This is a genomic window from Flavobacterium sp. SM15 (assembly GCF_022012335.1).
Taxonomy (GTDB): Bacteria; Bacteroidota; Bacteroidia; order Flavobacteriales; family Flavobacteriaceae; genus Flavobacterium.
In genome coordinates this window covers 74,548-97,654 of sequence record NZ_JAKLTO010000001.1, presented here as the reverse complement: position 1 = coordinate 97,654, position 23,107 = coordinate 74,548, and the positions used below count along the sequence as shown (strand labels likewise).

Here is a 23,107-nt window from a genome sequence, read left to right as displayed (position 1 = left end):
AAATGTGGAATAAGCATCCAAAGGCTTTGCCCTTTTTATTCTTGTCTGAAATGTGGGAACGTTTCGGGTACTACTTAATGATTGGAATTTTTACACTTTACTTAAAAGATGTAGAAGCCGGTTTTGCTATGACCGAAAAAGAAGCCTCCGATTTATACGGAACTTATATTGCTTTGGTTTTCTTGACACCTTTTCTAGGAGGATTAATAGCGGATCGTTACTTAGGGTATCGAAAATCAATCATCATCGGAGGGCTTTTAATGTCTTCGGGTTATTTTTTGATGGGGATTCACAGCATTACCATGTTGTATGTTGCTATGACCTTGGTAATTGTAGGTAATGGTTTCTTTAAACCGAACATTTCCACCTTGTTAGGGAACTTTTACAACGAAGATAAGTTCAAGGAGAAAAAAGACGAAGGCTACAATATCTTCTATATGGGAATTAACGTTGGGGCTACCATTTGTAACTTCTTTGGGGCGGTTTTGTATAATGCTTATGGATGGTCATGGGCCTTTGCCGCCGCCGGAGTTGGGATGCTTATCGGAGTAGTAGTCTTTGTTCTGGGAACTAAGCATTATACAGGTCATGATGAAAAGAAAGGAACCCAGCCTGGGGATATGCCTTTCTGGAAAATTATAGCTTTTATTTTGATTCCATCGGTGATTTTTGGAGTTATTGGCTGGATGTTAAAAGGAGTAGCTTCTGATGCGAATCCGGACAGTTATATTTTTGGATCGGACAGTACGGATGCCTTTATTTTTGCCTGTATTCCGGTAATCTTTTTCTATGGAAGTTTATATTTTAAAGCAAAAACAGAAGACAAGCGTCCTATCGGTGCTTTGTTGGCCATCTTTGCTGTAGTAATTTTATTCTGGGCGGTTTTCAAATTGAATGGTTCGGCGTTAACTACCTGGGCAGATCGTTATACCGATCGAGAAATGACCGGAACGTCACAGGCGGTGTTCAGCGGGTTGAAATTGTCCAAAGAAGTCGAATTCAAAAAAGATTCTATAGAATTGTACGATGATGAATTCCGTCTGCAAAAAGAAAATGGAGTGGTAAAGAAAGAAGTCAACTATCCTTTATATTTTAGAAACGTTCCGAAGGAAAAACTTCCTCAAGAAGGAGCAAAAGTTTCGCTTTGGGCAACCAATTTAAGTCAATCGATTAATCCGGCCTGGGTGATTATTTTAACGCCTTTAGTTGTTGCGTTCTTTACCTTTTTAAGAGGAAGAAAAAAAGAACCTTCCACGCCAACTAAAATTGCTTTTGGATTATTGATCTCGGCATTATCAGTTTTGGTGATGGTGGCAGCAGTAAAAGCGGGAAGCAACGGAACGGAAAAAGTAAGCGTTTGGTGGTTGGTAGCCAATTATGGTGTAATCACCATTGGGGAATTGTTCTTGAGCCCGATGGGATTGTCAGTAGTTTCAAAATTAAGTCCGGCAAGCATTACTTCACTTATGATGGGTGGTTGGTTTTTGGCCACGTCAATCGGAAATAAATTAAGCGGTGTCTTAGCCAGTATGTGGGATACTTACGACAATAAAGAAGATTTCTTCTGGGTAAATTTCGGTTTGTTAATGTTCGCAACGCTATTAATGTTTGCCTTGTTGAAGCAGTTGAATAAAGTAATGAAAGAGAAAGGAATTAATTAAGATGGGTACAAGTATAGAAGAAATTCAGAATTTTAAAGGAAAATACCCGAAACAACTTTGGTATTTGTTTTTCAGCGAAATGTGGGAACGTTTTAGTTTCTACGGAATGCGTGGGATGCTTACCGTTTTTATGGTAAGTCAGTTAACAATGAACGAAACCACAGCCAATTTGCAATACGGAGCAACTCAGGCATGGGTGTATGCTTTTACGTTTATCGGAGGTTTGTTTGCCGATAAGATTTTAGGATTACGCCGTTCGCTTTTCTGGGGCGGTCTCTTGATGATTGTGGGGAGTATTATTTTGTCCATTGATCCAAAAAATTTCTTTTTTATAGGGATTTCATTTACCATTGTCGGGACCGGTTTTTTTAAGCCGAATATTTCTTCGATGGTCGGTCAGCTTTACAAAGATGGAGACGTACGTCGGGATGCCGGATTTTCATTGTTTTATGCGGGTGTTAATCTAGGAGCCTTAATTGGAGGATATATCTGTATTGCAGTGGCTAACGGAAATCTTTGGACATCGATTGTACCGGAGCATTTGCGTTGGAATTTCGCCTTCGGATTTGCATCTGTAGTAATGATTGTCAGCTTGTTAACTTTTACCCAAACCCAGAAAAGCTTGGGGGAAATTGGTCTGTCACCTTTGGCACATTTAGAAAATTCAAAACGTAAAGCTTTCGAAATAGCAACGTATATCGGTTCCTTGGCTATTGTGCCAGTGATTATTCTGATGGTTGCCAATACGGTTTATACCGATTATTTTATGATGGTAATTGGCCCGGCTTCGGTTTTGTATCTTTTTTATGAGATGAAAAATTTTTCCAAAGAAGAAAATCTAAAACTGTTGGCTGCTTTGGTGTTCATCGTGTTTTCCATTTTCTTTTGGGCCTTTTTTGAGCAGAGCGGAGGTTCGTTGAGTTTGTTCGCAGCTAATAATTTGCACAATACCGTTTTGGGCGTTAAACTTGATCCAAATGGAGTGAATAATTCTGCCAATTCCTTGTTTGTAATTGCTTTTGCTGCTTTAGTAGGAATGGCTTGGTTATGGATGGCTAAGAAAAAAATTGAACCAAATACAGTGGTAAAATTCGGATTAGGCTTCTTGTTTTTGGCTGCGGGTTTTTGGATATTCTACTATACCAAATTCTTCGCCGATGCAACGGGTAAAACTTCTCTGGATTTATTTACCTTCGGATGGTTCATCATCACTTTTGGAGAATTGTGTTTATCCCCTATTGGGATGAGCGCCATGACTAAATTATCGCCCCAAAGAACGCAGGCCGTGATTATGGGAATGTGGTTCTTGGCAAGTGCTTACGGACAGTACTTTGCAGGTCTTTTAGGAGCCAATATTGCTGAGGCGTCCTCTAATGCCTCTAACCTTGAGAAATTGAACGTGTATGCCGATGGTTACGAGCAATTGGCTATTTATGCGCTTATTGCCGGAGTGGTTTTGATTGCGATTTCACCTCTGGTTAAAAAATTAATGCAGGACGTTAAATAATATTCGGCATTATTTTTGTTATTTAGTACTTAATTAAAAGCAAATAGTATGAAGAAATTACTATTCATTATCATGCTGACGTTCAGTTCTTTCTTTGCTTCGGCTCAGGAAGGGGAACTGACTTGGTTAACCAGTATGGACAAGGCTATGGAAATTTCAGCAAAAGAGAAAAAACCAATCATGCTTTTCTTTACCGGGAGCGACTGGTGTGGTTGGTGCATTCGTTTACAAAAAGAAGTTTTCTATAAACCTGAATTCGTTAAATGGGCGAAAGAAAAAGTGGTGCTGGTAGAGCTTGATTTTCCAAGGAGAAAACAGCTTGATCCGGTATTGCAACAACAAAATTACGGTTTGCAAAATGCACTTAAAGTTCAGGGGTATCCAACCATTTGGTTTGTGACTGCTGAGAAAAAGGCAGATGGGAAAGTAAATCTTTCGCAATTGGGAAGCACAGGTTATGTAGCGGGTGGACCAGAAGCATGGTTAAACGGCGCTAACCAAATTTTAGCTAATACTAAAAAAGGATAATACATGAAAAAAATATTAATTGCATTCTTCCTGATTGTTGGAGGAATTACTGTTCAGGCTCAAGAGAAAGCTGAAATTAAATGGATGACTTTGGATGAAGCACTACAGCTTCAGGCAAAAAAGCCAAAAAAAGCCAAACCAATTTTTATGGACGTTTACACCGATTGGTGTGGACCTTGCAAAATGCTAGACAAAAATACCTTTCACGATCCAGAGTTTGTGAAATTCATAACCGAGAATTATTATCCGGTAAAATTTAACGGTGAAGGGAATTCAGAAGTGAATCATAAAGGGAAAAAATACACCAATCCTGGGTACAATCCTGATCGTAAAGGTAGGAATGCAGTCCATGATTTCACAATGTTTTTACAAGTTCAAGGCTATCCTTCGATGTATGTTTTGGATACGAAAGGCGAAGTAAAACCACCACTTGTTGGTTATAGAACCGCACCGGAACTTATAACAGAATTGAAGAATATGAAATTGTAATTTTCTTACTCAATAGTATAGAATCCCTTTTCAGCCGTGGCATGGAAAGGGATTTTTTCTTTTTCACAGGTTAACTTCCACCGTTTTACATAAGATTTGTAATTACTGCCATCAGCAATAATCTGATCGGGTGCAGTTTCTTTTATAAGTCTTTCCAGATTTATTTTGGCTGATTGGGTAAGGATAACAATTTGAGGTTTTTTTCCAATGTTATAAATTCCTGCCGAATCAATTACCAGTATGCGTTTCTCATTATAAACCAAAGTGTTTTGAAGGGGTTTGATTTCGATTTTCTTGTTGAAGTTCCCTTGGTTGTACACTGTCAAGTTTCTGTTTTTTAAGGCCAGAGTATCGTTGCTGTAAACCAAAATTTGATTGTTGTTTTTGTGAGTGATAAGACTTTGTTTTCTGTTGTTAAAAACTATAAACTCTTTTCCTTGATCAGTTTTCCAAAAAGTATAGAGCAGTATTGTTTGAAAGAGTAAAATGCTGGTTAAACTTATGATAAGTCTGTTCGCGCTTTTTTTGCAGAACCAAAATACAATTGAAATCAAAGCAATATAGGAGGAAACCAATAGCAAAAATGTGAACGGAATATTTTTTAAAGTGCAGGTTTCAAACGAAGCAATCCAGGAAATGTAATCGTTCATGAATTCAATGGATAAGGAAAGCAATCCTCCCAGAGCCAGAGCTGCTTTAGCCCAAATAAAATTCATTATTAGAATTAAAATTGCATAAACCAAAATGAAACTCGATAACGGAATCACTACTAAATTTGCTAATAAAAACAAGGTTGGGAATTGATGGAAATAATACAAGCTTATTGGCAGCACACCAATTTGCGCAATCAACGAAACAACAATTGTATCATAAACATACCGCAGTATTTTATGTTCCCATAACGCAGGAATTCGAAATAAGGGTTGCAACCACACAATTGAAAAAACGGCGGCATAACTCAACTGAAAACCGACATCAAATAAAAAGGAAGGTTTGAATAAGAGAATTGCCAACATTGAAGTTGCCATAGAATTGTAGATGTTCGAGGATTGATTTAGGAACATTCCCCAGCTAATAAAGGTAAACATGACCACAGAGCGTACTACAGAGGCTGACAAACCGGAAATTAATGCAAAGCCCCAAAGAAAAAGTATGGCTATGAAAAATTGGACCATTTTTCCCTTTCGTAATCGTTCGAGGGGTTTTAGCAAAGAAACCAGCATTCCATAAAGTAAAGCAATATGTAATCCGGAAATAGCAAGAATGTGTATTACACCGGCATCGGTATATTTTTGTGTTGTTTCGCTGTCCATGTCCTGACGTTGACCCAAAAGCAAGGCTTTTATAATGTTGAAGTTGGTTTCTGAAAAATGATGTTGCTTAAAACTGTTCAGTAGTTTTTCTCGATAGTACTCTATGTAGTAATCAAAGTTTTTAACCCTTGTGATAATCTTAAAATCTGAAGATTTTACGTAAACTTGATGGTAAACGTTTTGGTGTTTCAAATATGTCGAATAATCGAATTGAAAGGGATTGAGTGAATTTGCAACGGGTTGTAATTCTTCCGACAGGATAAGTTTGTACCCGCTTTTTAAGGTTTTCTCAGTGGCTTTTTGGGATACATTAAGAAGGATTTTTCCAAAGGTTGGCTTTCCATTTATTGAGGAAATTTTCAAATAGTATTTTTCCGAGTACGCATTTGGTTTTAGGCGTTCTGAAATAGTGCCGATGATTAGCTGTTTTTTTTCGTTTTCCAGCTGTGAATAATGGTTTGGGTATTTGTTGTCCTGGTGTAGCGAATGAGTGAGTGCCCCAAAAACAAAAGCAGTTGCCAGAACAGAATATCCGTAATAATTGTTCTGTATGAATTTTTTTTTAGCAAAGAAAAATGTGGCGGCTGTTATTATTAAAAGAATTGTCGAAAAGCTCCATGAAAATTCCAGAGAAGGTTTTAGGTGGAAGTCATAGGCAATGCCTGCTGCAAAAAATAGGCTTATAGGAATAATGGGAAATTTCAATACTTTCATGCCTACGAAAGTAGATCATAAAAAATTAAAATAAAAGAAAAATCTTACAAATTTAATTTTTAAAACTGGAAATGATAAGTCGGGCTGTTTTTTCGCTTGCCCCATCACCGCCTAATTTTTCCTCAAGCAAATCATAATTTTTAAGCAGAGCAGCTCTGGAGTCAGGCTGCAAGAGTTTGAATAATTCTTTTCGAATGCGTTTGGTATTGCACTCATTTTGAATAAGTTCTGTTACCACTTCGCGGTCCATAATTAAATTTACCAATGAGATGTACTTTAAAGTGATCACACGTTTGGCAATCTGATAGGAGATCCAATTTCCTTTATACAACACAACTTCCGGCACTTTAAACAAAGCGGTTTCCAAAGTTGCTGTACCCGAAGTAACCAAAGCAGCGTGCGCAACACTTAGTAAATCATACGTTTTATTAGAGATGAAGTGTACCTGATCGGTTGTTAGAAACTGCTGGTAAAAAGAAAATTCCTGGCTTGGCGCGCCGGCAATAACAAATTGATACTCCGGAAAATCCGTGATTACGGAAAGCATTTCGGAAAGCATTTTTGCGATTTCCTGTTTACGACTTCCGGGTAATAAGGCTATGATTGGTCGCTCATCCAATCCGTTTTCTTTTTTGAATTGTTCCAGATTGGTTTTTGGACGGTTGTGGATCGCATCAATAAGCGGATGTCCTACAAATTCAACCGGAAATTGATGTTTTTTTTCGTAAAAGTCTTTTTCAAACGGAAGAATGACAAACATTTTATCTACATCACGCTTAATTGCCTTGATTCGGTTTTCCTTCCAAGCCCAAATTTGAGGAGAAATGTAATAGTGGTTTTTTATCCCTATTTTTTTTGCCCACTCAGCTATACGCATATTGAAACCAGGGTAATCGATATAAATGATTACATCGGGCTGAAAATTCAAAATATCCGCTTTGCAGAATTTGATATTGCCTAAAATGGTTTTCAGGTTCATGGCCACTTCGGCAAATCCCATAAAGGCTAAATCGCGGTAGTGTTTTACTAAAGTTCCTCCGGCTTGCTGCATTAAATCACCACCCCAAAAACGAATTTCCGCTTTTGGATCTTGCTGTAATAGGTTTTTCATCAGGTTGGAACCGTGTAAATCACCGGAAGCTTCTCCTGCAATGATGTAATATTTCATTTCTATAAAATTACGGTTAGAACAGCCAAAAGAATTGTTGCCAAAATCACACCACGCGCCATTAATTCCTTATTGATTTTCAGCAAATAGAAAAAAGCGATTAAATTGAAAATAGCCCCAAGGGTGATAAGTTTTCCCATGTAGCCTTGAGCACGAATGGTTTGTAAGTCTTCCAAAGATCTGACTTCAGTAAAAAAATATAAAAATAAGCCGCAACCAAGCGCTGCCGCAATAAATCCTATGATAAGACCGATAAACAAATCTTTTTTATCCATTTTTCTTTTGAATTAAATTTTACAAGTCCCATGAATTCAACTGTTGCATAGCATGATGTGCTGTCAGGTCAAATTGAACCGGTACAATAGAAATGTAATTGTGTTTAAGTGCCCATTCGTCGGTGTCTTCGCCTTTGTCTAAATTAACAAATTCTCCGGTAAGCCAGTAGTATTCTTTTCCTTGAGGGTTGGTGCGCTTGTCGAAACGTTCTTCCCAAACCGCTTTGGCCTGACGGCAAACTTTAATTCCTTTAATTTCTTTTTTTGGAAGATTTACATTCAGGACCACGCCTTCCGGAAGCCCTTTTTCTAAAACTTCCAAAGCAATTTTTTTAACGTAAGGCTTCACATGTTGAAAATCGGCATTCCAGCTGAAATCCAAAAGCGAGAAACCAATAGCCGGAATGCCTTCAATGCCAGCTTCCACTGCTGCAGACATCGTCCCGGAATAAATTACATTAATTGAGGAATTCGAGCCGTGATTAATTCCTGAAACACACAAATCGGGTTTGCGTTTCAGTATTTCGTGCACTGCAATTTTTACACAATCAACCGGGGTGCCCGAGCAGCTGTATTCGTTTTGCAGTTCTTTGTCGATGGTTACTTTCTCCAGATGCAGGGTGTTGTTAATGGTAATGGCGTGTCCCATAGCTGATTGCGGACTGTCGGGCGCCACCACGATTACCTCACCGATTTCTTTCATTACTTCGATTAAAGCACGGATTCCTGGAGCAACAATGCTGTCGTCGTTGGTTACTAAAATCAAAGGTTTTTGCTTCATGGTTTGAGTTATTTTTTTACTTTCGCTAAAGTAAGCATTTTCTACTTTGATGTTGGTACAATTTTTGCCATTTAAGATTTAATAGAATAAAGAAATCTTTAACAAAAAATTATTGGAACATTAAGAAAGACGCTGCCTTTTTTATGTAATTTAGTGAAAAATAGTAATGAATACTTTTTGGCAATTTATGAAGAGAAATTATAAGGTTGTGTTGCTGATAACCGTTTTATCGGCAATACTTTGGAGTTTTGTGCCTCACAAAAAAGAAGATCCGGAAAAAGACCGCCTTTTGTTGGAACTTTTAACCTTTGTGTTGGAAAAAGGACATTACGATCCCATCACGATGGATGATGCGTTTTCAAAAAGCGTGTACAAAGAGTATCTCAATGCTATTGATCCTTCGCGTCGTTTCTTTGTGCAGTCGGATATTGATGAGTTCAAAAAATATGAAACTCAGATTGACGACATGGTTAAAAATAAAGACCTGACGTTCTTCGATTTAACTTATAGCCGTTTGTTAGAGCGTATGGCAGAATCCAGAAAAATCTATAAAGAAGTTCTGGATAAACCTTTCGATTTTAATAAGGAGGAAAGCATTAATACCGATTATGATAAGTTGCCTTTTTCAAAAAACAAAGCTGAACTGCATACCCGTTGGGAAAAACAGTTGAAGTTGTCGGTATTGTCTTCCATTACCGATAAAATGAAGTTAGAGGAGGACAAAAAGAAAAAAGATGCCGCATATAAAGAGAAAACCTTTGCCGAGGTAGAGAAAGATTCTCGTGAAACCACTTTAAAATCTTTAAACGAATATTTTGATTTTGTTGGAGAATTGGACCGAAACGATTGGTTTTCCATCTATATCAATTCGATTGTAGAGCGTTATGATCCGCATACTTTCTATTTTGCTCCTGAAGAAAAAGACAAATTTGACATCAGCATGAGTGGAACTTTGGAAGGAATCGGAGCGCGTTTACAAAAGAAAAATGATATTACCGAAATTTCTGAATTGATCCCTGGTGGCCCTGCTTGGAGAGGAAAAGAGTTGGAACAAGGCGACTTGATTTTAAAAGTAGCCCAAGGAAAAGAAGAACCGGTTGATGTAGTGGGAATGCGCCTTGACGACGTTGTAAAGAAAATCAAAGGAAAAAAAGGAACCGAAGTGCGTTTAACCGTTAAAAAAGTTGACGGAACCATTAAAGTGATTTCTATTATCCGTGAAGTGGTGGAGCTTGAAGAAACCTATGCTAAATCAAGTGTGGTTAAAGAAGGCGACAAAACGTTCGGAATCATTTATCTGCCAAAATTCTATATCGACTTTGAAAACAAAGACAAACGCGATGCTTATAAAGACGTTGCCAAAGAAATCGAGCGTTTAAAAGCGCAAGGTGTGGAAGGTATCGTGATGGATTTACGCGACAATGGGGGAGGTTCGCTTCAAACTGTTGTAGACATGGTAGGATTGTTCATCGAAGACGGCCCAGTGGTTCAGGTAAAATCTGCCGGAAGAAAAAAAGATGTACTTTACGATAAAGATTCAAGAGTACAGTGGGACGGTCCTTTAGTGGTGATGGTGAACAATTTCTCGGCTTCGGCTTCTGAAATTTTTGCAGCAGCAATTCAGGATTACAAACGCGGTATCGTTATAGGAAGTAAACATACTTATGGAAAAGGAACCGTTCAGAATTTAATCGATTTGAATCAATTTGTAAGAAGCAGTTCTTTCGGAGATTTAGGAGCCTTGAAAACCACTACCCAAAAATTCTATAGAATTAACGGTGGATCTACCCAAAGAGAAGGCGTGTTGAGCGATATTGTGATGCCGGATCGTTATTCGTACATTGAAATGGGTGAACGCGATGTTGAAAACGCAATGCCTTGGGACAAAATTGATGAGGCTTCTTATAAAGTAAGTAAAACAGCAAGTTTTGCCGACGTGATTGCCAAAAGTAAAGAGCGTATGGCTAAAAGCGAGCAATTTAAACTGATCGATGAAAATGCTAAATGGATTAATGAGCGTAAAGATTTGTCGGTATTCAGCTTGAACTATAAGAAATTCAAAGCAGACGAAACAGCTGTGGAAACCAATGCTAAAAAGTTCAAAGCAATTGTAGACTATAAGAACGATTTGAAATTTACCTCGCTGCCTTATGAGCAGGAAACCTTCAAAAACGATACAATTTTAGCGCAAAAACGTGAAAGATGGCACGAAAGCCTTGCTAAAGATGTTTATGTAGAAGAAGCGTTAAACATTCTTTCCGATATGAAATCAAATACTGTGGTTAAAGGAACTATTAACCTAAAAGATAAAAAACATAAAATCGCTGAGGTTAAATAAAATCTTAAAGAGATAAACAAAAAAGCCATTCAATTTGAATGGCTTTTTTGTTTTATGGTCGTAATAACTTGTCCCGTTTAGCTTTTGCTTTTTCTAAATCCAATTCAAGTTCTTTTTCTTTATTGCTTAGTTTTAAAAGTTTTTCTCTGGCTTTCAGCTCTTTTTCGGCGTTCAGTTTTCCTTTTCTCATTTGCTTATCAAAACGTTCCTGCTCGCTTTTCAAATCTTTACGGATGTCTTCGAGTCGGTTTTTGGCTTTATCTACATTTTTTTGGGCTTTTTCTAATTTTGCTCTTTCTTTTTCAGCTTTTTTTAGATCCTTCTCCATTTGCTTGCGCTCTTTCTCTGCTTTTAATTGTGCTTTTTCTGCTTCTTTTCTGGCGTTTTCAGCTTCTTTTAAATTCGCAAGACGCTCCTTTTCTATTTTTTCAGCTTCGGCTTTTTTCTCGGCTTCCAGTTGTTCCGGTGTTTTGATTGTTGCAGTTGCTGGGTCTTTTTGAACAGCTTCTTCTTTAACCGTTTCCTGTGCATAACCAAACTGAAGACTTAAAACAGTTAGGGCAACCATTATTTTTCCTCTCATAGTAAGTGAATTTAATTCAACATCTTTTTTGATTTAATATCTTTACAAAACTAACAAATAACGAGCCACAAACGTATGAAGCAAAAAAATAAAGTTAAGGTTGTCTTTGCTGGTGTAATCACATCGTTGTTTTTCTGCGTTTCCTGCAGACAAAATGAAAAATTGGAACAGGAGCCTTTTAATTCAAAAACACAGCCCATTTCAACAACGGAACAAAACGATGCTACTTGGGTTGTTGGCGGTAATTTTGATTTTTATCCGACTTCCACAACCGGTGTTGTGATTAAGAGGGAAGGATACACTTTTTCCTATTCGGAAGAAAAGGAACAATCTGAATGGGTGGCTTATACTCTTTCGGGAGAAGATTTTTCCAATCGTGATTTTCAACGTCCTTTTTTTATCGAAGACCCTAAAGTAAAAACACACTCGGCCGATTGGAGAAATTACAAAAACTCCGGTTACGATAAAGGGCATTTGTGTCCGGCGGGCGATCGCAAAAAGTCGTATCAATATTATCAGGAAACTTTTTTTACTTCGAATATTTCCCCTCAACTGCATGAATTCAATGACGGCGTTTGGAACCGTTTGGAACAGAAAGTACGCTATTGGTCAAAAAAATACGACGGCCTTTATGTGGTTACCGGTGGTGTGTTAAGTGAGAATCTGAAAACCATTGGTAAAGAACATGTTGCTGTTCCCAACTATTTTTATAAAGTACTCATGACCCAAGATGGCAAGCGCATGATTGGCTTTCTGGTGCCTCATGAAGCTTCCGAAAAACCACTTTATGATTTTGTGGTGGATGTTGATACTATCGAAAAAATGACCGGAATCGATTTTTTCCCTAAGCTTGCTGATGGACAGGAAAATAAAATGGAAAAATCTAATGATTACAAAAGCTGGAGTTTTTAATCACTACCATTCATTTACTTTATTGGCGTCCATTTTTATGAAGATGAACAGCATAATGGTAAATGCCCATAAACTCGATCCTCCATAGGAAAAGAAAGGCAAGGGAACTCCAATAGTTGGGAACATTTTTATCAGCATGGAAATGTTTACAAAGAAGTGGATGAACAAGTAGGTAGCCACACAATAGCCGTAAACCCTGCTGAATTTAGTCTTTTGATTTTCTGCCAATTGAATGATTCTCAAAAAAAGCAGGACAAAAAGGGTAATTACTACCGATGTACCCACAAAGCCCCATTCTTCCCCAACGGTGGTAAAAATGTAGTCGGTATGTTGTTCCGGAACGAAGCCTCCCTTGGTTTGGGTTCCTTCAAGGTAACCTTTTCCAAGCCAACTTCCTGATCCAATGGCAATCATGGATTGATTCAGGTTGTAGCCTTCTTTTTGCATGTTAACATCCTCTCCGATTAGTACATTGATACGGTCTTTTTGGTGGGGTTCCAATACGTTTTCATATACATAATCAACCGAAAAAACCATGCCCGTTATCAGGATGAAGATGATTCCGTAAATGATTGGGTTTCTGGAGATGCGGGTATTAAAAATAAAATGAATGATCATTATCAAGGCTGCAAAACCAACCAATATGATTGGCTTAACTAAAAGGGCCAGAATAAATAAAGCAATTCCAATGAATCCGGTCCATAAGTACCAGCTTGGTAATCCTTCTCGGTATAATACAAAGACTAACGAGAGGAAAATCATTGCACTACCGGCATCGGGCTGCATAAGAATCAACAAAATCGGAAACCCGAATATGGCTAAGGCAAAAAGTTGATGTTTGAATTTTTTAAGATTGATTTGGGTGTCACTAATGAATTTGGCCAGCAATAAGGCGGTGGCTGTTTTTACAAACTCCGAGGGCTGAAAACCAAAACCTCCAAATTGATACCAATTGGTCTGGCCTTTAATGGTTCTTCCAAAAGCAAACAGTCCTAGTAGGAGTATGATTCCAATGATATAGTAGATAATGGCGTACTTCTCAAAGATTTTTGCATCCACAGAGAGTATCGTCAAAATAAGTGGAATAGCTAAAATGATGAAAAGCATTTGTTTTCCATAAATCTGGGTCAAATCAAAAAAAGAGGTTTCCTCAATTGGCAACGAAGCGGAATAAATATTCATCCATCCCAAAATAACCAGAACGACATAAATAAATACGGTCGCCCAATCGATATTGCTTGCTACGCTTTGATTTTTCATGCTTTCTTAGGCTTTTCAGCTTGTCCTTTTTTTGCGGGAATTTTTGTTTCTTCTGGTTTTTTTGCTTCGCCTGCTTTAGTTCCTTTTTCTTTTTCTAGTTTTTCCTTTTCTTCCTTCTCTTTGGCAAGCTTTTCTTTTTCTGCTTTAGACATGGTGTAAAAGCCATTGGTCACTTTGTCGTATTCAAACTTCAGGCTGCCTTCAAGCATTCTTTTTTCTAAATCTTTACGGGTAATAGTGTCTTTTTTAATGTATTTTTCAATCATTAAACTTGTAATAGGGGCAGCCCATGTTGCGCCGTAATGCCCGTTTTCTACCAAAACTGCGATAGCGATTTTTGGATCATGTCGGGGCGCAAAGGCAACAAAAACAGAGTGATCCTGCAACTGAACACGTCTTCCATCAATTTTTGTAAAGTTTTCAGCCGTACCGGTTTTACCACAGATTTCAATGCCTTCAACGCGTGAGCTGTAAGCGGTACCAAAATTATATACATCAAACAAACCGTTAATAATAGGAGTATAATATTGTTTGTCGATTGTCGTGATGTGTTTGGTAGTGAACTTTTTATCGATCTTATGATTTTTGATTTTTTTGATGATGTGAGGCGTATAGTAATACCCTTGATTGGCAATAGTTGCCATCATGTTAGCCAGTTGTATCGGCGTCATCAAAACCTCTCCCTGACCAATGGAATTTGAAATAATTGTGGTACTTCTCCAGCCGCCATTCGGATACCAACGATCGTAATATTTAGACGTTGGAATGTGTCCTTTACGGCCTGGAGGTAAATCATAACCCATAAAATGACCTAACCCAAAGCTAAACAAATGGTCACTCCAGGCATTAACACCAAAGCGGGGTTTGTTGTATTTTTCGATGGTTTTTTTGTAAACATTTCCGAAATAGGCATTACAGGATTTGTAAATCCCTACGTTTAAATTACGCACACCGCCTCCACAGTGACATTTCATGAATGAACCACGGCCATAAGAAAACCCATGGTTGCAGACAAATTGCGTTTGTTCGTCAATTACGCCTTCCTGTAAAGCAATTAATGCGGTTAGTATTTTGAACGGTGAACCGGGAGGGTATTCGGCCAATAAACCACGGTCAAATAACGGCATAGCAATGGAGTCGTTATATAGAGCCGTATAGTTTTTCGAGCGCTCACGTCCAACTAACAAGGCCGGATCGTAGGAGGGTGCCGTTACCAAAGCAAGGATTTCCCCTGTTTTGGGTTCAATGGCAACAATACCTCCGCGCTTATTTTTCATTAAGGCTTCTCCGTATTTTTGAAGTTCTGCATCAATGGTTAAAGTAATGTCGCTTCCCTGAACGGCTGTAGTATCGTATTTTCCTTCTTTGTAGGAACCGATGTCTTTGTTGAAGCGATCACGTTGGCGGTATTTAACACCTTTTATTCCGCGAAGTACTTCCTCGTAGGTTTGTTCAACGCCTTGCATTCCAATTAAATCCCCACTTTTGTAGTACGGATTTTTCTTGATAATCGCATCGTTAACCTGAGTGATGTATCCGAAGATGTTAGCACCGACTTCCACCTGATAATCCCTCAGGGAACGTTTTTGTATGTAAAAACCATTATATTTTCTGATTTTCTCCTGAAAAGCGGCGTACTCTATTTTGTTAAGTTGCGGAAGAAAAACGGACGGTAGTCTCGGGCTGTACACAATGGCTTTGTCAATTTTTTTGATGAACTCTTCTTTGGTAATATTAAGGATGTTGCAAAACTCTAGAGTATCCAGATTTTTAATCTCTTTTGGGATCACCATGATGTCGTACGATGGCTGATTGGCAACCAGTAGTTCGCCGTTTCGGTCGTAAATGTACCCGCGTTCCGGATAATCGTAAACAATTTTGATGGCGTTGTTGTCAGATTTTTTAACGTAGGAATCGTCTAATATCTGCAAATAGAAAAGCCTTGCTATTATCAGTAGTGCTGAAACAACAATCAAACCGGGTAAAAATGTCTTTCTCATCGTTTGCTGGGCTTAATCAGATAAATCGTTATCACGCAAAGAATCAAGGTGAATAACGCTGAGAGTAAAGTTCGTAATAATATTTCCCAAAAGAAATTAAATCGGAAGATTTCTAACAGATACAACACAAAATGATGGATCACAATGGAGATCAGGATGAAAGAAAAGCGTTCCGGAGAAAGTTTTTCGGCAATTTTCACGGTTTGGTATTCGTAACTGATACCGAACGAGAATCGGAAAATCGAAGGTCGCATAAAGGCTAATACCACACAAGCTGTTGCGTGAACACCTCCTGAATTACAGAACATGTCCATAATCAGCCCTAAAAGAAAACTGGCTGCCAGTAAACCGGCACGATTTCCATTCACCGGATACAAAATGATGAACAAAATATAAGGCAACGGATTCACATAGCCCAAAAAGTTGATATTGTTAAAAATAACAACCTGTAAGGCCAGTAGCGCCACAAATCGGAAACAATTGAGAATTAGTGTGCTATTCATCCGTTTTGGTTTCTTCTTCTAATTTTTGAACTTCTTTTCGTTTTACGTTTTCAATTACATAAACATGTCCAATATTGGTCATGTCGTTAAACAAACGAACGTTGATGGTATAGTAGTTGGTAGCTTTGTCAATAAAGATACGGTCGATTTTTCCAATGGGGATGTTTTCTGGGAAGATCACTGAACGCCCTCCGGTAACAATGGTGTCGCCTTTTCGAACGGTTGCCAGTCGAGGAACATCAATTAATTGTGCATAGCCTACATTTTTTCCATTCCAGATTAATGAACCAAAGTGGTTGGATTTTTTGATTTTCGCGTTAATCTGTGACTTTACATTCAGGATACTCTGAATGGTGGCAAAATTTTTCGAAGTTTTTTCAATGATTCCAACAATTCCAAGACTGTTCACAACGCCCATGTCGGGTTTGATGCCGTCTTTGGCTCCACTGTTGATGGTTAAGTAGTTTTCGTGTACGTTGAATGAATTATTGATAACCTTAGACTGAATCACCTTGATGTCTTCATAACCTCTTGGGATCAATTCGGTAGAAGCGATAACGGTATCCGGCTTATTGTAAAGCAGTTGTTTCAGGTAGGCATTCTCTTTAGCAAGATTATCGTTTTGAGCGCGTAAGTGAAAATATTCCTTTACGTTGTTGATGCGCTGGTAAACCCCACCGGTCAAATCATTGGCGGAACTCACAAACTGACTTCTGTGGTAGGAATGCGACTGGATGGTTAGCGTTAACGAGGTGATCAAAAGCAGCAAAAACAGCAATCGGGTGCTGTTTTTAAATATAAAATTAATTATTTGCTGCATGTATTATTGATTATTTGATAAGAATACTTCTGAATTTTTGTAGGTTCTTCAATGCCATTCCGGTACCTCGTACTACTGCTCTTAGGGGGTCTTCAGCAATATATACCGGTAGGTCGGTTTTTTGTGAAATTCGTTTGTCCAATCCTCTTAGCATCGAACCTCCTCCGGCAAGATAGATACCGGTGTTGTAAATATCGGCAGCTAATTCCGGTGGGGTTTGCGATAAGGTTTCCATAACGGCGTCCTCAATACGCTGAATCGATTTGTCAAGCGCTTTGGCAATCTCACGGTAGGAAACGTTTACCTGTTTTGGTTTCCCGGTTAACAAGTCACGTCCTTGTACTTCCATTTCGTCTGGCGGGGTGTCCAAATCTTCGGTAGCCGCACCAATGGCGATTTTGATTTTCTCAGCAGTGGTTTCCCCAACAAAAAGATTGTGCTGGGTTCTCATGTAATAGATGATGTCGTTAGTGAAAACGTCTCCGGCAATTTTAACCGATTTGTCACAAACGATTCCACCTAAGGCGATTACCGCAATTTCAGTGGTTCCTCCACCGATATCGACAATCATGTTTCCTTTCGGCTGCATGATGTCTACCCCGATACCGATAGCCGCAGCCATCGGTTCGTGGATAAGATATACTTCTTTACCGTTTACACGCTCACACGATTCTTTTACCGCACGCATCTCTACCTCAGTAATACCGGATGGGATACATACTACCATGCGAAGTGCCGGCGTGAACATTTTTTTCTTTAAAGCAGGAATACTTTTGATGAACATGCTGATCATTTTTTCCGAAGCGTCGAAATCAGCAATAACCCCATCTTTCAAAGGACGGATAGTCTTGATGTTCTCATGGGTTTTACCTTGCATCATGTTTGCTTCTTTACCAACAGCAATAATTTTTCCTGTTATGCGGTCACGGGCAACTATGGAAGGGCTGTCAATAACTACTTTATCATTGTGAATGATTAGTGTATTTGCGGTACCAAGGTCAATCGCGATGTCCTCAGTCATGAAATCAAAAAATCCCATACCTTACAAAGGGGTTAATTCGTTTATAAATAATTAGCTTACAAAAGTAATAAAATTAATGTTTAAAATGACGAATTCCCGTAAATACCATCGAAACTTTATTTTCGTTGCAATAGTTGATACTCAATTCGTCTTTAATGGAACCTCCGGGTTGAATAACCGCTGTGATTCCTGCTTGTTTTGCTAACTCCACACAATCCGGGAAAGGGAAGAAAGCGTCACTCGCCATTACGGCTCCGTTTAAATCAAATCCGAACGATTTTGCTTTTTCTACCGCTTGGCGCAATGCATCTACACGAGAGGTTTGTCCTGTTCCTGAAGCACAAAGCTGTCCGTTTTTCGCAAAAACAATCGTGTTGGATTTGGTGTGTTTACAGATTTTCGAGGCAAACAATAAGTCTTCCACTTCCTGAGCTGTCGGAGCTGTAGTGGTAACGACTTTTAAATGCTCTTTATTGTCTGTAATATTGTCTTTTTCCTGAATTAACAATCCGTTAAGACAAGTACGTACTTGTTTTGTAGGTAATTCCACCTCATTCTGAATCAGGAGGATGCGGTTTTTCTTTTCTTCTAAAATTGCAATGGCTTTTTCATCGTACGCAGGAGCGATTACTACCTCACAGAATAACTTGTTGATTTCTTCCGCAGCAGTCTCGTCAATTTTAGCATTCGAGATCAAAACGCCTCCGAAAGCTGAAGTCGGGTCTCCGGCCAAAGCATCCAAATATGCTTCTTTAACCGTGTTTCTCGTTGCAAATCCACAAGCATTATTGTGTTTTAAAATCGCAAACGTTGGGTTAGCGCCTTTAAACTCATTGATTAGGTTTACAGCTGCATCAACGTCTAATAAGTTATTGTATGATAATTCTTTACCGTGTAATTTGGTAAACATTTTGTCGAAATCCCCAAAGAAAAACCCTTTTTGGTGCGGGTTTTCTCCGTAACGTAACACTTGCCCATCTGCAATACTAGCTTTGTAAACGGTTTCGTCGGTATTGAAATAATTGAAAATTGCTCCGTCATAGTGTGAAGAAACATGAAATGCTTTGGTCGCCAAAAGTTTTCGCTCTTCCAAAGTAGTAGCTCCGTTTCCATTAGTAATCATCTCAAGGAAAAGAGCATACTCATTCACCGATGGAACGATAACTGTGTCTTTAAAATTTTTAGCAGCAGCACGGATCAAAGAAATTCCACCGATATCAATTTTCTCAATAATATCAGCCTCACTCGCTCCGGATGCTACTGTTTTTTCAAAAGGATATAAATCTACAATCACTAAGTCAATCTGCGGGATTTGGAATTCTTCCATTTGCGCCACATCGCCTGCATGGTCCTGACGGTTTAAGATTCCACCAAAAATTTTTGGGTGAAGGGTTTTTACGCGTCCGCCAAGTATTGAAGGATAGGAAGTTACGTCTTCCACAGCCACAACAGGAATTCCGAAACTTTTGATGAATTCTTCAGTTCCTCCGGTAGAATAAATCGTTACGTTGTGCTGGTGTAATTTTTTTACGATGGGCTCTAATCCGTCTTTGTCGAAGACCGAAATCAGGGCCGATTGAATGGTTTTTGCAGTGTTCATTGTGTTGTTGTTTTTTTGAGGTGCAAAAGTAGTTATTGTAGGCTTAACAATCAAATCATTATAACATAGTTTTTAGAGTTTTTTTGGAGCAAATGGCTTAGGCATTTTTGGATACCCTATTCCCGCTTTTTCTTATAGTCTTCCACTGCGTTGCAGAGCTAACAGTGCAATCGGGGCTAAGGGAATATTTGTCTTGAATTTCTGTAACTTTTTGAGTATTTTTCACACTTATTGTTCAAAGCTTATCCGCTAACATTAAAGAGAATTCAAATGAGCCAACAAAATACCACTTTATTGTATGTTCGACTTCTAAAAGAAAGTTTGAGTTTTGCACTTAATGCTTTACGTAATAATAAGTTGCGTACTTTGTTGTCGTTGTTGGGGGTAACCATCGGGATTTTTTCCATTATTGCAGTATTGACCGCGGTAGATTCCATGGACCGAAAAATTAAAAGCGATTTGAGCGGACTGGACAAAAACACGATTTATCTTTTCAAATACTCTTTTGGTCCTACTGATATTCCCGATTGGAAAGTAGGTCAGTTTCCCAACGTTACCTATGAAGAATACTTGCATTTGCGCCGTTCGATGACCAATCTGGACAAAAGTTCATTTGCGTATTTCACCAAAAGGGAAAACATCAAATTTGAAAAACAGACTGCGAGTGCCATTGAGATAGTTCCGTCCACTAATGAGATTGAAGTTATTGATGATGTGAAAGTAGGGGAAGGTCGTTTTTTCTCCGAAGCAGAATCCAATGCTGGATTAGGGGTAATTGTTTTGGGAAGTGAAGTGGCCAATACGCTTTTCGGAGACATGAATCCAATCGGGAAAGATGTGCGTTTGTACGGACAACGCTACAATGTGGTGGGAATAATGAAAAAACAAGGGGAGTCGATTTTCGGAAGTAATGATACCCGAGCATATATCCCAAGTAATAATTTCAGAAGGATTTTTGGAGATAATAACGACGCCTTAACACCGGTAATCGAATTAAAACCAGAAAAAGGAACCGATATCGACGAGTTTAAAGGCGAATTAACCTATAAGTTGCGTAATTTCAGAGGATTAAAAACCAGCGAGCCTGATAATTTCTTTATCAACGTTCTGTCCGGATTTACCGAAATGATCGACAGTATCGTGGGTCAAATGAATATGGTAGGCTGGATCATCAGCGGGTTTTCACTTTTAGTAGGTGGTTTTGGAATTGCTAACATTATGTTCGTATCGGTAAAAGAACGAACAAACTTGATCGGAATCCAAAAAGCGTTAGGAGCCAAAAATCGTTTTATCCTTTTTCAATTTTTGTTTGAAGCTATTATTCTTTCTGTAATTGGAGGGATTGTTGGAATGTTACTGGTTTGGCTAATTGCCATCGGATTGTCCAAAGCCCTTGATTTTGAGTTTGTGCTTGGTTTCTGGAACATTGTTATCGGAACCTCACTGGCAGCCTTCATCGGGTTAATTTCTGGAATTGTGCCTGCTATATCTGCTTCAAAATTAGATCCGGTTGAGGCGATCCGTAGTGGAATGTGATTTTTTTCAAAGAGTTTTATAAACGAAATTATCTACGGGTTTTTACTGACTTGATTGTATAAAAAAATCCCGCTCTAGTAAGCGGGATTTTTATTTATCGAATATCCTGATTCAGAATCAAATCCAAATACAAATTGATTTTGTCTTTCAGTTCTTTTCTCGGGGTAATGAAATCCAAGAAACCGTGATCTAATAAAAATTCTGAAGTTTGGAACCCTTCCGGTAGATCTTTTCCGGTTGTGTCTTTTACTACACGTGGTCCGGCAAATCCGATCAATGCTCCCGGTTCACCAATGTTAATATCTCCTAACATCGCATAAGAAGCAGTTGTTCCTCCAGTTGTTGGATCCGTACATAAAGAAATGTAAGGGATTTTAGCTTCGGCTAATTGTGCCAGTTTTGCCGAAGTTTTTGCTAACTGCATTAGTGACATCGCGGCTTCCATCATACGAGCTCCTCCCGATTTGGAAATCATTACAAAAGGAATGTTGTTTTTGATGGAATGGTCAATACCGCGGGCAATTTTCTCACCAACAACCGCACCCATTGATCCGCCGATGAAAGCAAAATCCATACAACAAACCACTAAATCTCTTCCTTTGGATTTTCCAACTCCGGTACGAACTGCATCCTTGAGTTTGGTTTTATCCATCGCTTCTTTTAAACGGTCGCTGTATTTTTTGGTATCTACAAATTTTAAGGAATCTTTGGAGGTAATGTTAGCGTCCAATTCTTTAAACTCATTGTTGTCGAATAAAATCTCAAAATATTCTTTACTTCCGATACGAACGTGAAAACCATCTTCAGGGCTTACCCAAAGGTTTCTTGCCAATTCCTCTGCATCTACAATTTTCCCTGTTGGCGATTTGTACCATAGCCCTTTAGGAACGTCTTTTTTGTCTTCCGTTGCGGTTTGAATTCCTTTTTCTGTTCTTTTAAACCAAGCCATAATGTTTCAGTTATGAGTTAAAGTTATAAGTTATGAGTTACAGACCTGAGCGTATAATTCATAATTCATAACTCATAATTTTAAAGTGTGTTAACGTTATTTAAATCGGCAAAAGCCTGTTCTAAGCGTTTGTTGAAAGTCAGTTCGCCTTCACGAACCCATTTTCTTGGATCATAATGTTTCTTGTTCGGAACATCATCCCCTTCCGGATTACCGATTTGTGTTTTTAAGTACTCGATTTTATCGGTTACATAATCACGAACACCTTCGGTAAAGGCGAATTGTAAATCTGTGTCGATGTTCATTTTAATGACACCATAGGATATCGCTTCACGAATTTCTTCTAAAGTTGAACCAGAACCTCCGTGGAATACAAAGTCTACCGGATTGTTTTCAGTTCCGAATTTCTGCTGAACATATTCTTGAGAATTTTTCAGGATTTTCGGAGTTAATTTTACATTTCCTGGTTTGTACACTCCGTGAACATTTCCAAAAGCTGCGGCCACTGTAAAACGCGGGCTTACTTTCATCAGTTCTTCGTAGGCATAAGCCACTTCTTCGGGTTGAGTGTATAATTTAGAGCTGTCTACATCAGAATTGTCTACTCCGTCTTCTTCACCACCGGTAATTCCAAGCTCGATTTCTAAAGTCATACCCATTTTGCTCATGCGCTCTAAATATTTTTTAGAGATTTCGATGTTTTCCTGGATCGGTTCTTCCGAAAGGTCAATCATGTGTGAGCTGTACAAAGGTTTTCCGGTTTGTTTGAAATGCTCTTCGCTCGCGTCTAACAATCCGTCAATCCAAGGTAAAAGGTTTTTTGCACAATGGTCAGTATGAAGGATAACTGTAGCTCCATAAGCTTCCGCTAAAGTGTGTATGTGTTTGGCTCCAGCTACTGCTCCTAATATTGCTGATTTTTGACCGTCGTTGGAAAGCCCTTTTCCAGCGTTGAAGGAAGCACCTCCGTTAGAAAATTGGATGATTACCGGTGCTTTTAATTTGGCTGCAGTTTCTAAAACACCATTAATAGTGCTAGATCCTGTAACGTTTACAGCGGGTAATGCAAAGCCTTTTTCCTTAGCATATCTGAAAATTTCCTGAACCTGATCTCCGGTAGCAACTCCGGGTTTAATATTATGAGCCATT

Annotated in this window: 20 protein-coding genes; 7 read left to right on the top strand and 13 right to left on the bottom strand. The window is 38.6% G+C overall.

Translation table 11 applies throughout. The annotated features are described in order from the left end of the window. Positions 1 to 2: 2 nt before the first annotated feature. Genes LZZ90_RS00455 through LZZ90_RS00440 form a run of 4 tightly spaced genes read left to right on the top strand, consistent with a single transcriptional unit; the run spans position 3 to position 4,185 of the window. On the top strand, positions 3 to 1,661 hold the full coding sequence (locus tag LZZ90_RS00455; RefSeq protein WP_237788717.1) for a peptide MFS transporter: 1,659 nt from the start codon (positions 3 to 5) through the stop codon (positions 1,659 to 1,661). Between the two features lies 1 nt (position 1,662). Then, positions 1,663 to 3,168, top strand: coding sequence for a peptide MFS transporter (locus LZZ90_RS00450; protein ID WP_237788716.1), 1,506 nt, complete (start codon positions 1,663 to 1,665; stop codon positions 3,166 to 3,168). Between the two features lie 48 nt (positions 3,169 to 3,216). Further along, positions 3,217 to 3,696, top strand: coding sequence for a thioredoxin family protein (locus LZZ90_RS00445; protein WP_237788715.1), 480 nt, complete (start codon positions 3,217 to 3,219; stop codon positions 3,694 to 3,696). Between the two features lie 3 nt (positions 3,697 to 3,699). Next, on the top strand, positions 3,700 to 4,185 hold the full coding sequence (locus tag LZZ90_RS00440) for a thioredoxin fold domain-containing protein (protein ID WP_237788714.1): 486 nt from the start codon (positions 3,700 to 3,702) through the stop codon (positions 4,183 to 4,185). Between the two features lie 5 nt (positions 4,186 to 4,190). On the opposite strand, the gene LZZ90_RS00435 is transcribed toward LZZ90_RS00440, so the two are convergent. The 4 genes from LZZ90_RS00435 to surE are packed head-to-tail and all read right to left on the bottom strand — an operon-like array spanning position 4,191 to position 8,436. Continuing rightward, a complete protein-coding gene (locus LZZ90_RS00435; RefSeq protein WP_237788713.1) occupies positions 4,191 to 6,212 on the bottom strand; it encodes a ComEC/Rec2 family competence protein in 2,022 nt (673 codons plus the stop codon). A gap of 52 nt (positions 6,213 to 6,264) precedes the next feature. Further along, complete coding sequence (gene lpxB, locus LZZ90_RS00430; RefSeq protein ID WP_237788712.1) at positions 6,265 to 7,380, bottom strand: lipid-A-disaccharide synthase; 1,116 nt, start codon at positions 7,378 to 7,380, stop codon at positions 6,265 to 6,267. Positions 7,381 to 7,382: 2 nt separating this feature from the next. After that, positions 7,383 to 7,655: a hypothetical protein gene (locus LZZ90_RS00425; protein ID WP_237788711.1), complete on the bottom strand. Its 273-nt coding sequence runs from the start codon at positions 7,653 to 7,655 to the stop codon at positions 7,383 to 7,385. A gap of 19 nt (positions 7,656 to 7,674) precedes the next feature. After that, the gene (gene surE, locus LZZ90_RS00420; protein WP_237788710.1) at positions 7,675 to 8,436 is read right to left on the bottom strand and encodes a 5'/3'-nucleotidase SurE; all 762 of its coding nucleotides are present in this window, start codon (positions 8,434 to 8,436) and stop codon (positions 7,675 to 7,677) included. 166 nt (positions 8,437 to 8,602) lie between these two features. On the opposite strand from surE, the gene LZZ90_RS00415 reads away from it, so the two are divergent. Further along, positions 8,603 to 10,774, top strand: a complete 2,172-nt coding sequence (locus LZZ90_RS00415) for a carboxy terminal-processing peptidase (RefSeq protein ID WP_237788709.1) — start codon at positions 8,603 to 8,605, stop codon at positions 10,772 to 10,774. A gap of 52 nt (positions 10,775 to 10,826) precedes the next feature. Here the strand turns inward: LZZ90_RS00415 and LZZ90_RS00410 are convergent, their stop codons facing one another. Next, positions 10,827 to 11,357, bottom strand: coding sequence for a hypothetical protein (locus LZZ90_RS00410; RefSeq protein ID WP_237788708.1), 531 nt, complete (start codon positions 11,355 to 11,357; stop codon positions 10,827 to 10,829). A gap of 75 nt (positions 11,358 to 11,432) precedes the next feature. Here LZZ90_RS00410 and LZZ90_RS00405 point away from each other — a divergent pair, with 75 nt between their 5' ends. Further along, complete coding sequence (locus tag LZZ90_RS00405; protein WP_237788707.1) at positions 11,433 to 12,269, top strand: DNA/RNA non-specific endonuclease; 837 nt, start codon at positions 11,433 to 11,435, stop codon at positions 12,267 to 12,269. Positions 12,270 to 12,272: 3 nt separating this feature from the next. Here LZZ90_RS00405 and rodA read toward each other — a convergent pair whose 3' ends face one another. From rodA to purH, 6 genes are read right to left on the bottom strand one after another with little or no spacing between them, the layout of a single operon-like run. Continuing rightward, a complete protein-coding gene (rodA, locus tag LZZ90_RS00400) occupies positions 12,273 to 13,529 on the bottom strand; it encodes a rod shape-determining protein RodA (protein ID WP_237788706.1) in 1,257 nt (418 codons plus the stop codon). Continuing rightward, on the bottom strand, positions 13,526 to 15,529 hold the full coding sequence (gene mrdA / locus LZZ90_RS00395; protein ID WP_237788705.1) for a penicillin-binding protein 2: 2,004 nt from the start codon (positions 15,527 to 15,529) through the stop codon (positions 13,526 to 13,528). Before mrdA ends, rodA begins: the two co-directional genes overlap by 4 nt. Beyond that, the gene (locus LZZ90_RS00390; RefSeq protein ID WP_237788704.1) at positions 15,526 to 16,032 is read right to left on the bottom strand and encodes a rod shape-determining protein MreD; all 507 of its coding nucleotides are present in this window, start codon (positions 16,030 to 16,032) and stop codon (positions 15,526 to 15,528) included. The genes mrdA and LZZ90_RS00390 overlap by 4 nt, the downstream gene beginning before the upstream one ends. Further along, positions 16,025 to 16,852 carry a rod shape-determining protein MreC gene (gene mreC, locus LZZ90_RS00385; RefSeq protein ID WP_237788703.1) on the bottom strand — a complete coding sequence of 276 codons (828 nt, stop codon included), beginning with the start codon at positions 16,850 to 16,852 and terminating at the stop codon, positions 16,025 to 16,027. The genes LZZ90_RS00390 and mreC overlap by 8 nt, the downstream gene beginning before the upstream one ends. Before the next feature lie 10 nt (positions 16,853 to 16,862). After that, complete coding sequence (locus LZZ90_RS00380; protein WP_023569285.1) at positions 16,863 to 17,891, bottom strand: rod shape-determining protein; 1,029 nt, start codon at positions 17,889 to 17,891, stop codon at positions 16,863 to 16,865. Positions 17,892 to 17,946: 55 nt separating this feature from the next. After that, positions 17,947 to 19,473 (bottom strand): bifunctional phosphoribosylaminoimidazolecarboxamide formyltransferase/IMP cyclohydrolase, encoded by a 1,527-nt coding sequence (gene purH / locus LZZ90_RS00375; protein ID WP_237788702.1) that lies wholly within the window; start codon positions 19,471 to 19,473, stop codon positions 17,947 to 17,949. Positions 19,474 to 19,743: 270 nt separating this feature from the next. Here purH and LZZ90_RS00370 point away from each other — a divergent pair, with 270 nt between their 5' ends. Then, positions 19,744 to 21,009: an ABC transporter permease gene (locus LZZ90_RS00370; protein WP_237788701.1), complete on the top strand. Its 1,266-nt coding sequence runs from the start codon at positions 19,744 to 19,746 to the stop codon at positions 21,007 to 21,009. Positions 21,010 to 21,103: 94 nt separating this feature from the next. On the opposite strand, the gene accD is transcribed toward LZZ90_RS00370, so the two are convergent. Both accD and fbaA read right to left on the bottom strand, forming a co-directional pair. After that, positions 21,104 to 21,958 (bottom strand): acetyl-CoA carboxylase, carboxyltransferase subunit beta, encoded by an 855-nt coding sequence (gene accD / locus LZZ90_RS00365; RefSeq protein WP_237788700.1) that lies wholly within the window; start codon positions 21,956 to 21,958, stop codon positions 21,104 to 21,106. An 80-nt stretch (positions 21,959 to 22,038) separates the two neighbouring features. After that, positions 22,039 to 23,106 (bottom strand): class II fructose-bisphosphate aldolase, encoded by a 1,068-nt coding sequence (gene fbaA, locus LZZ90_RS00360; RefSeq protein ID WP_237788699.1) that lies wholly within the window; start codon positions 23,104 to 23,106, stop codon positions 22,039 to 22,041. Position 23,107: the final 1 nt, after the last annotated feature.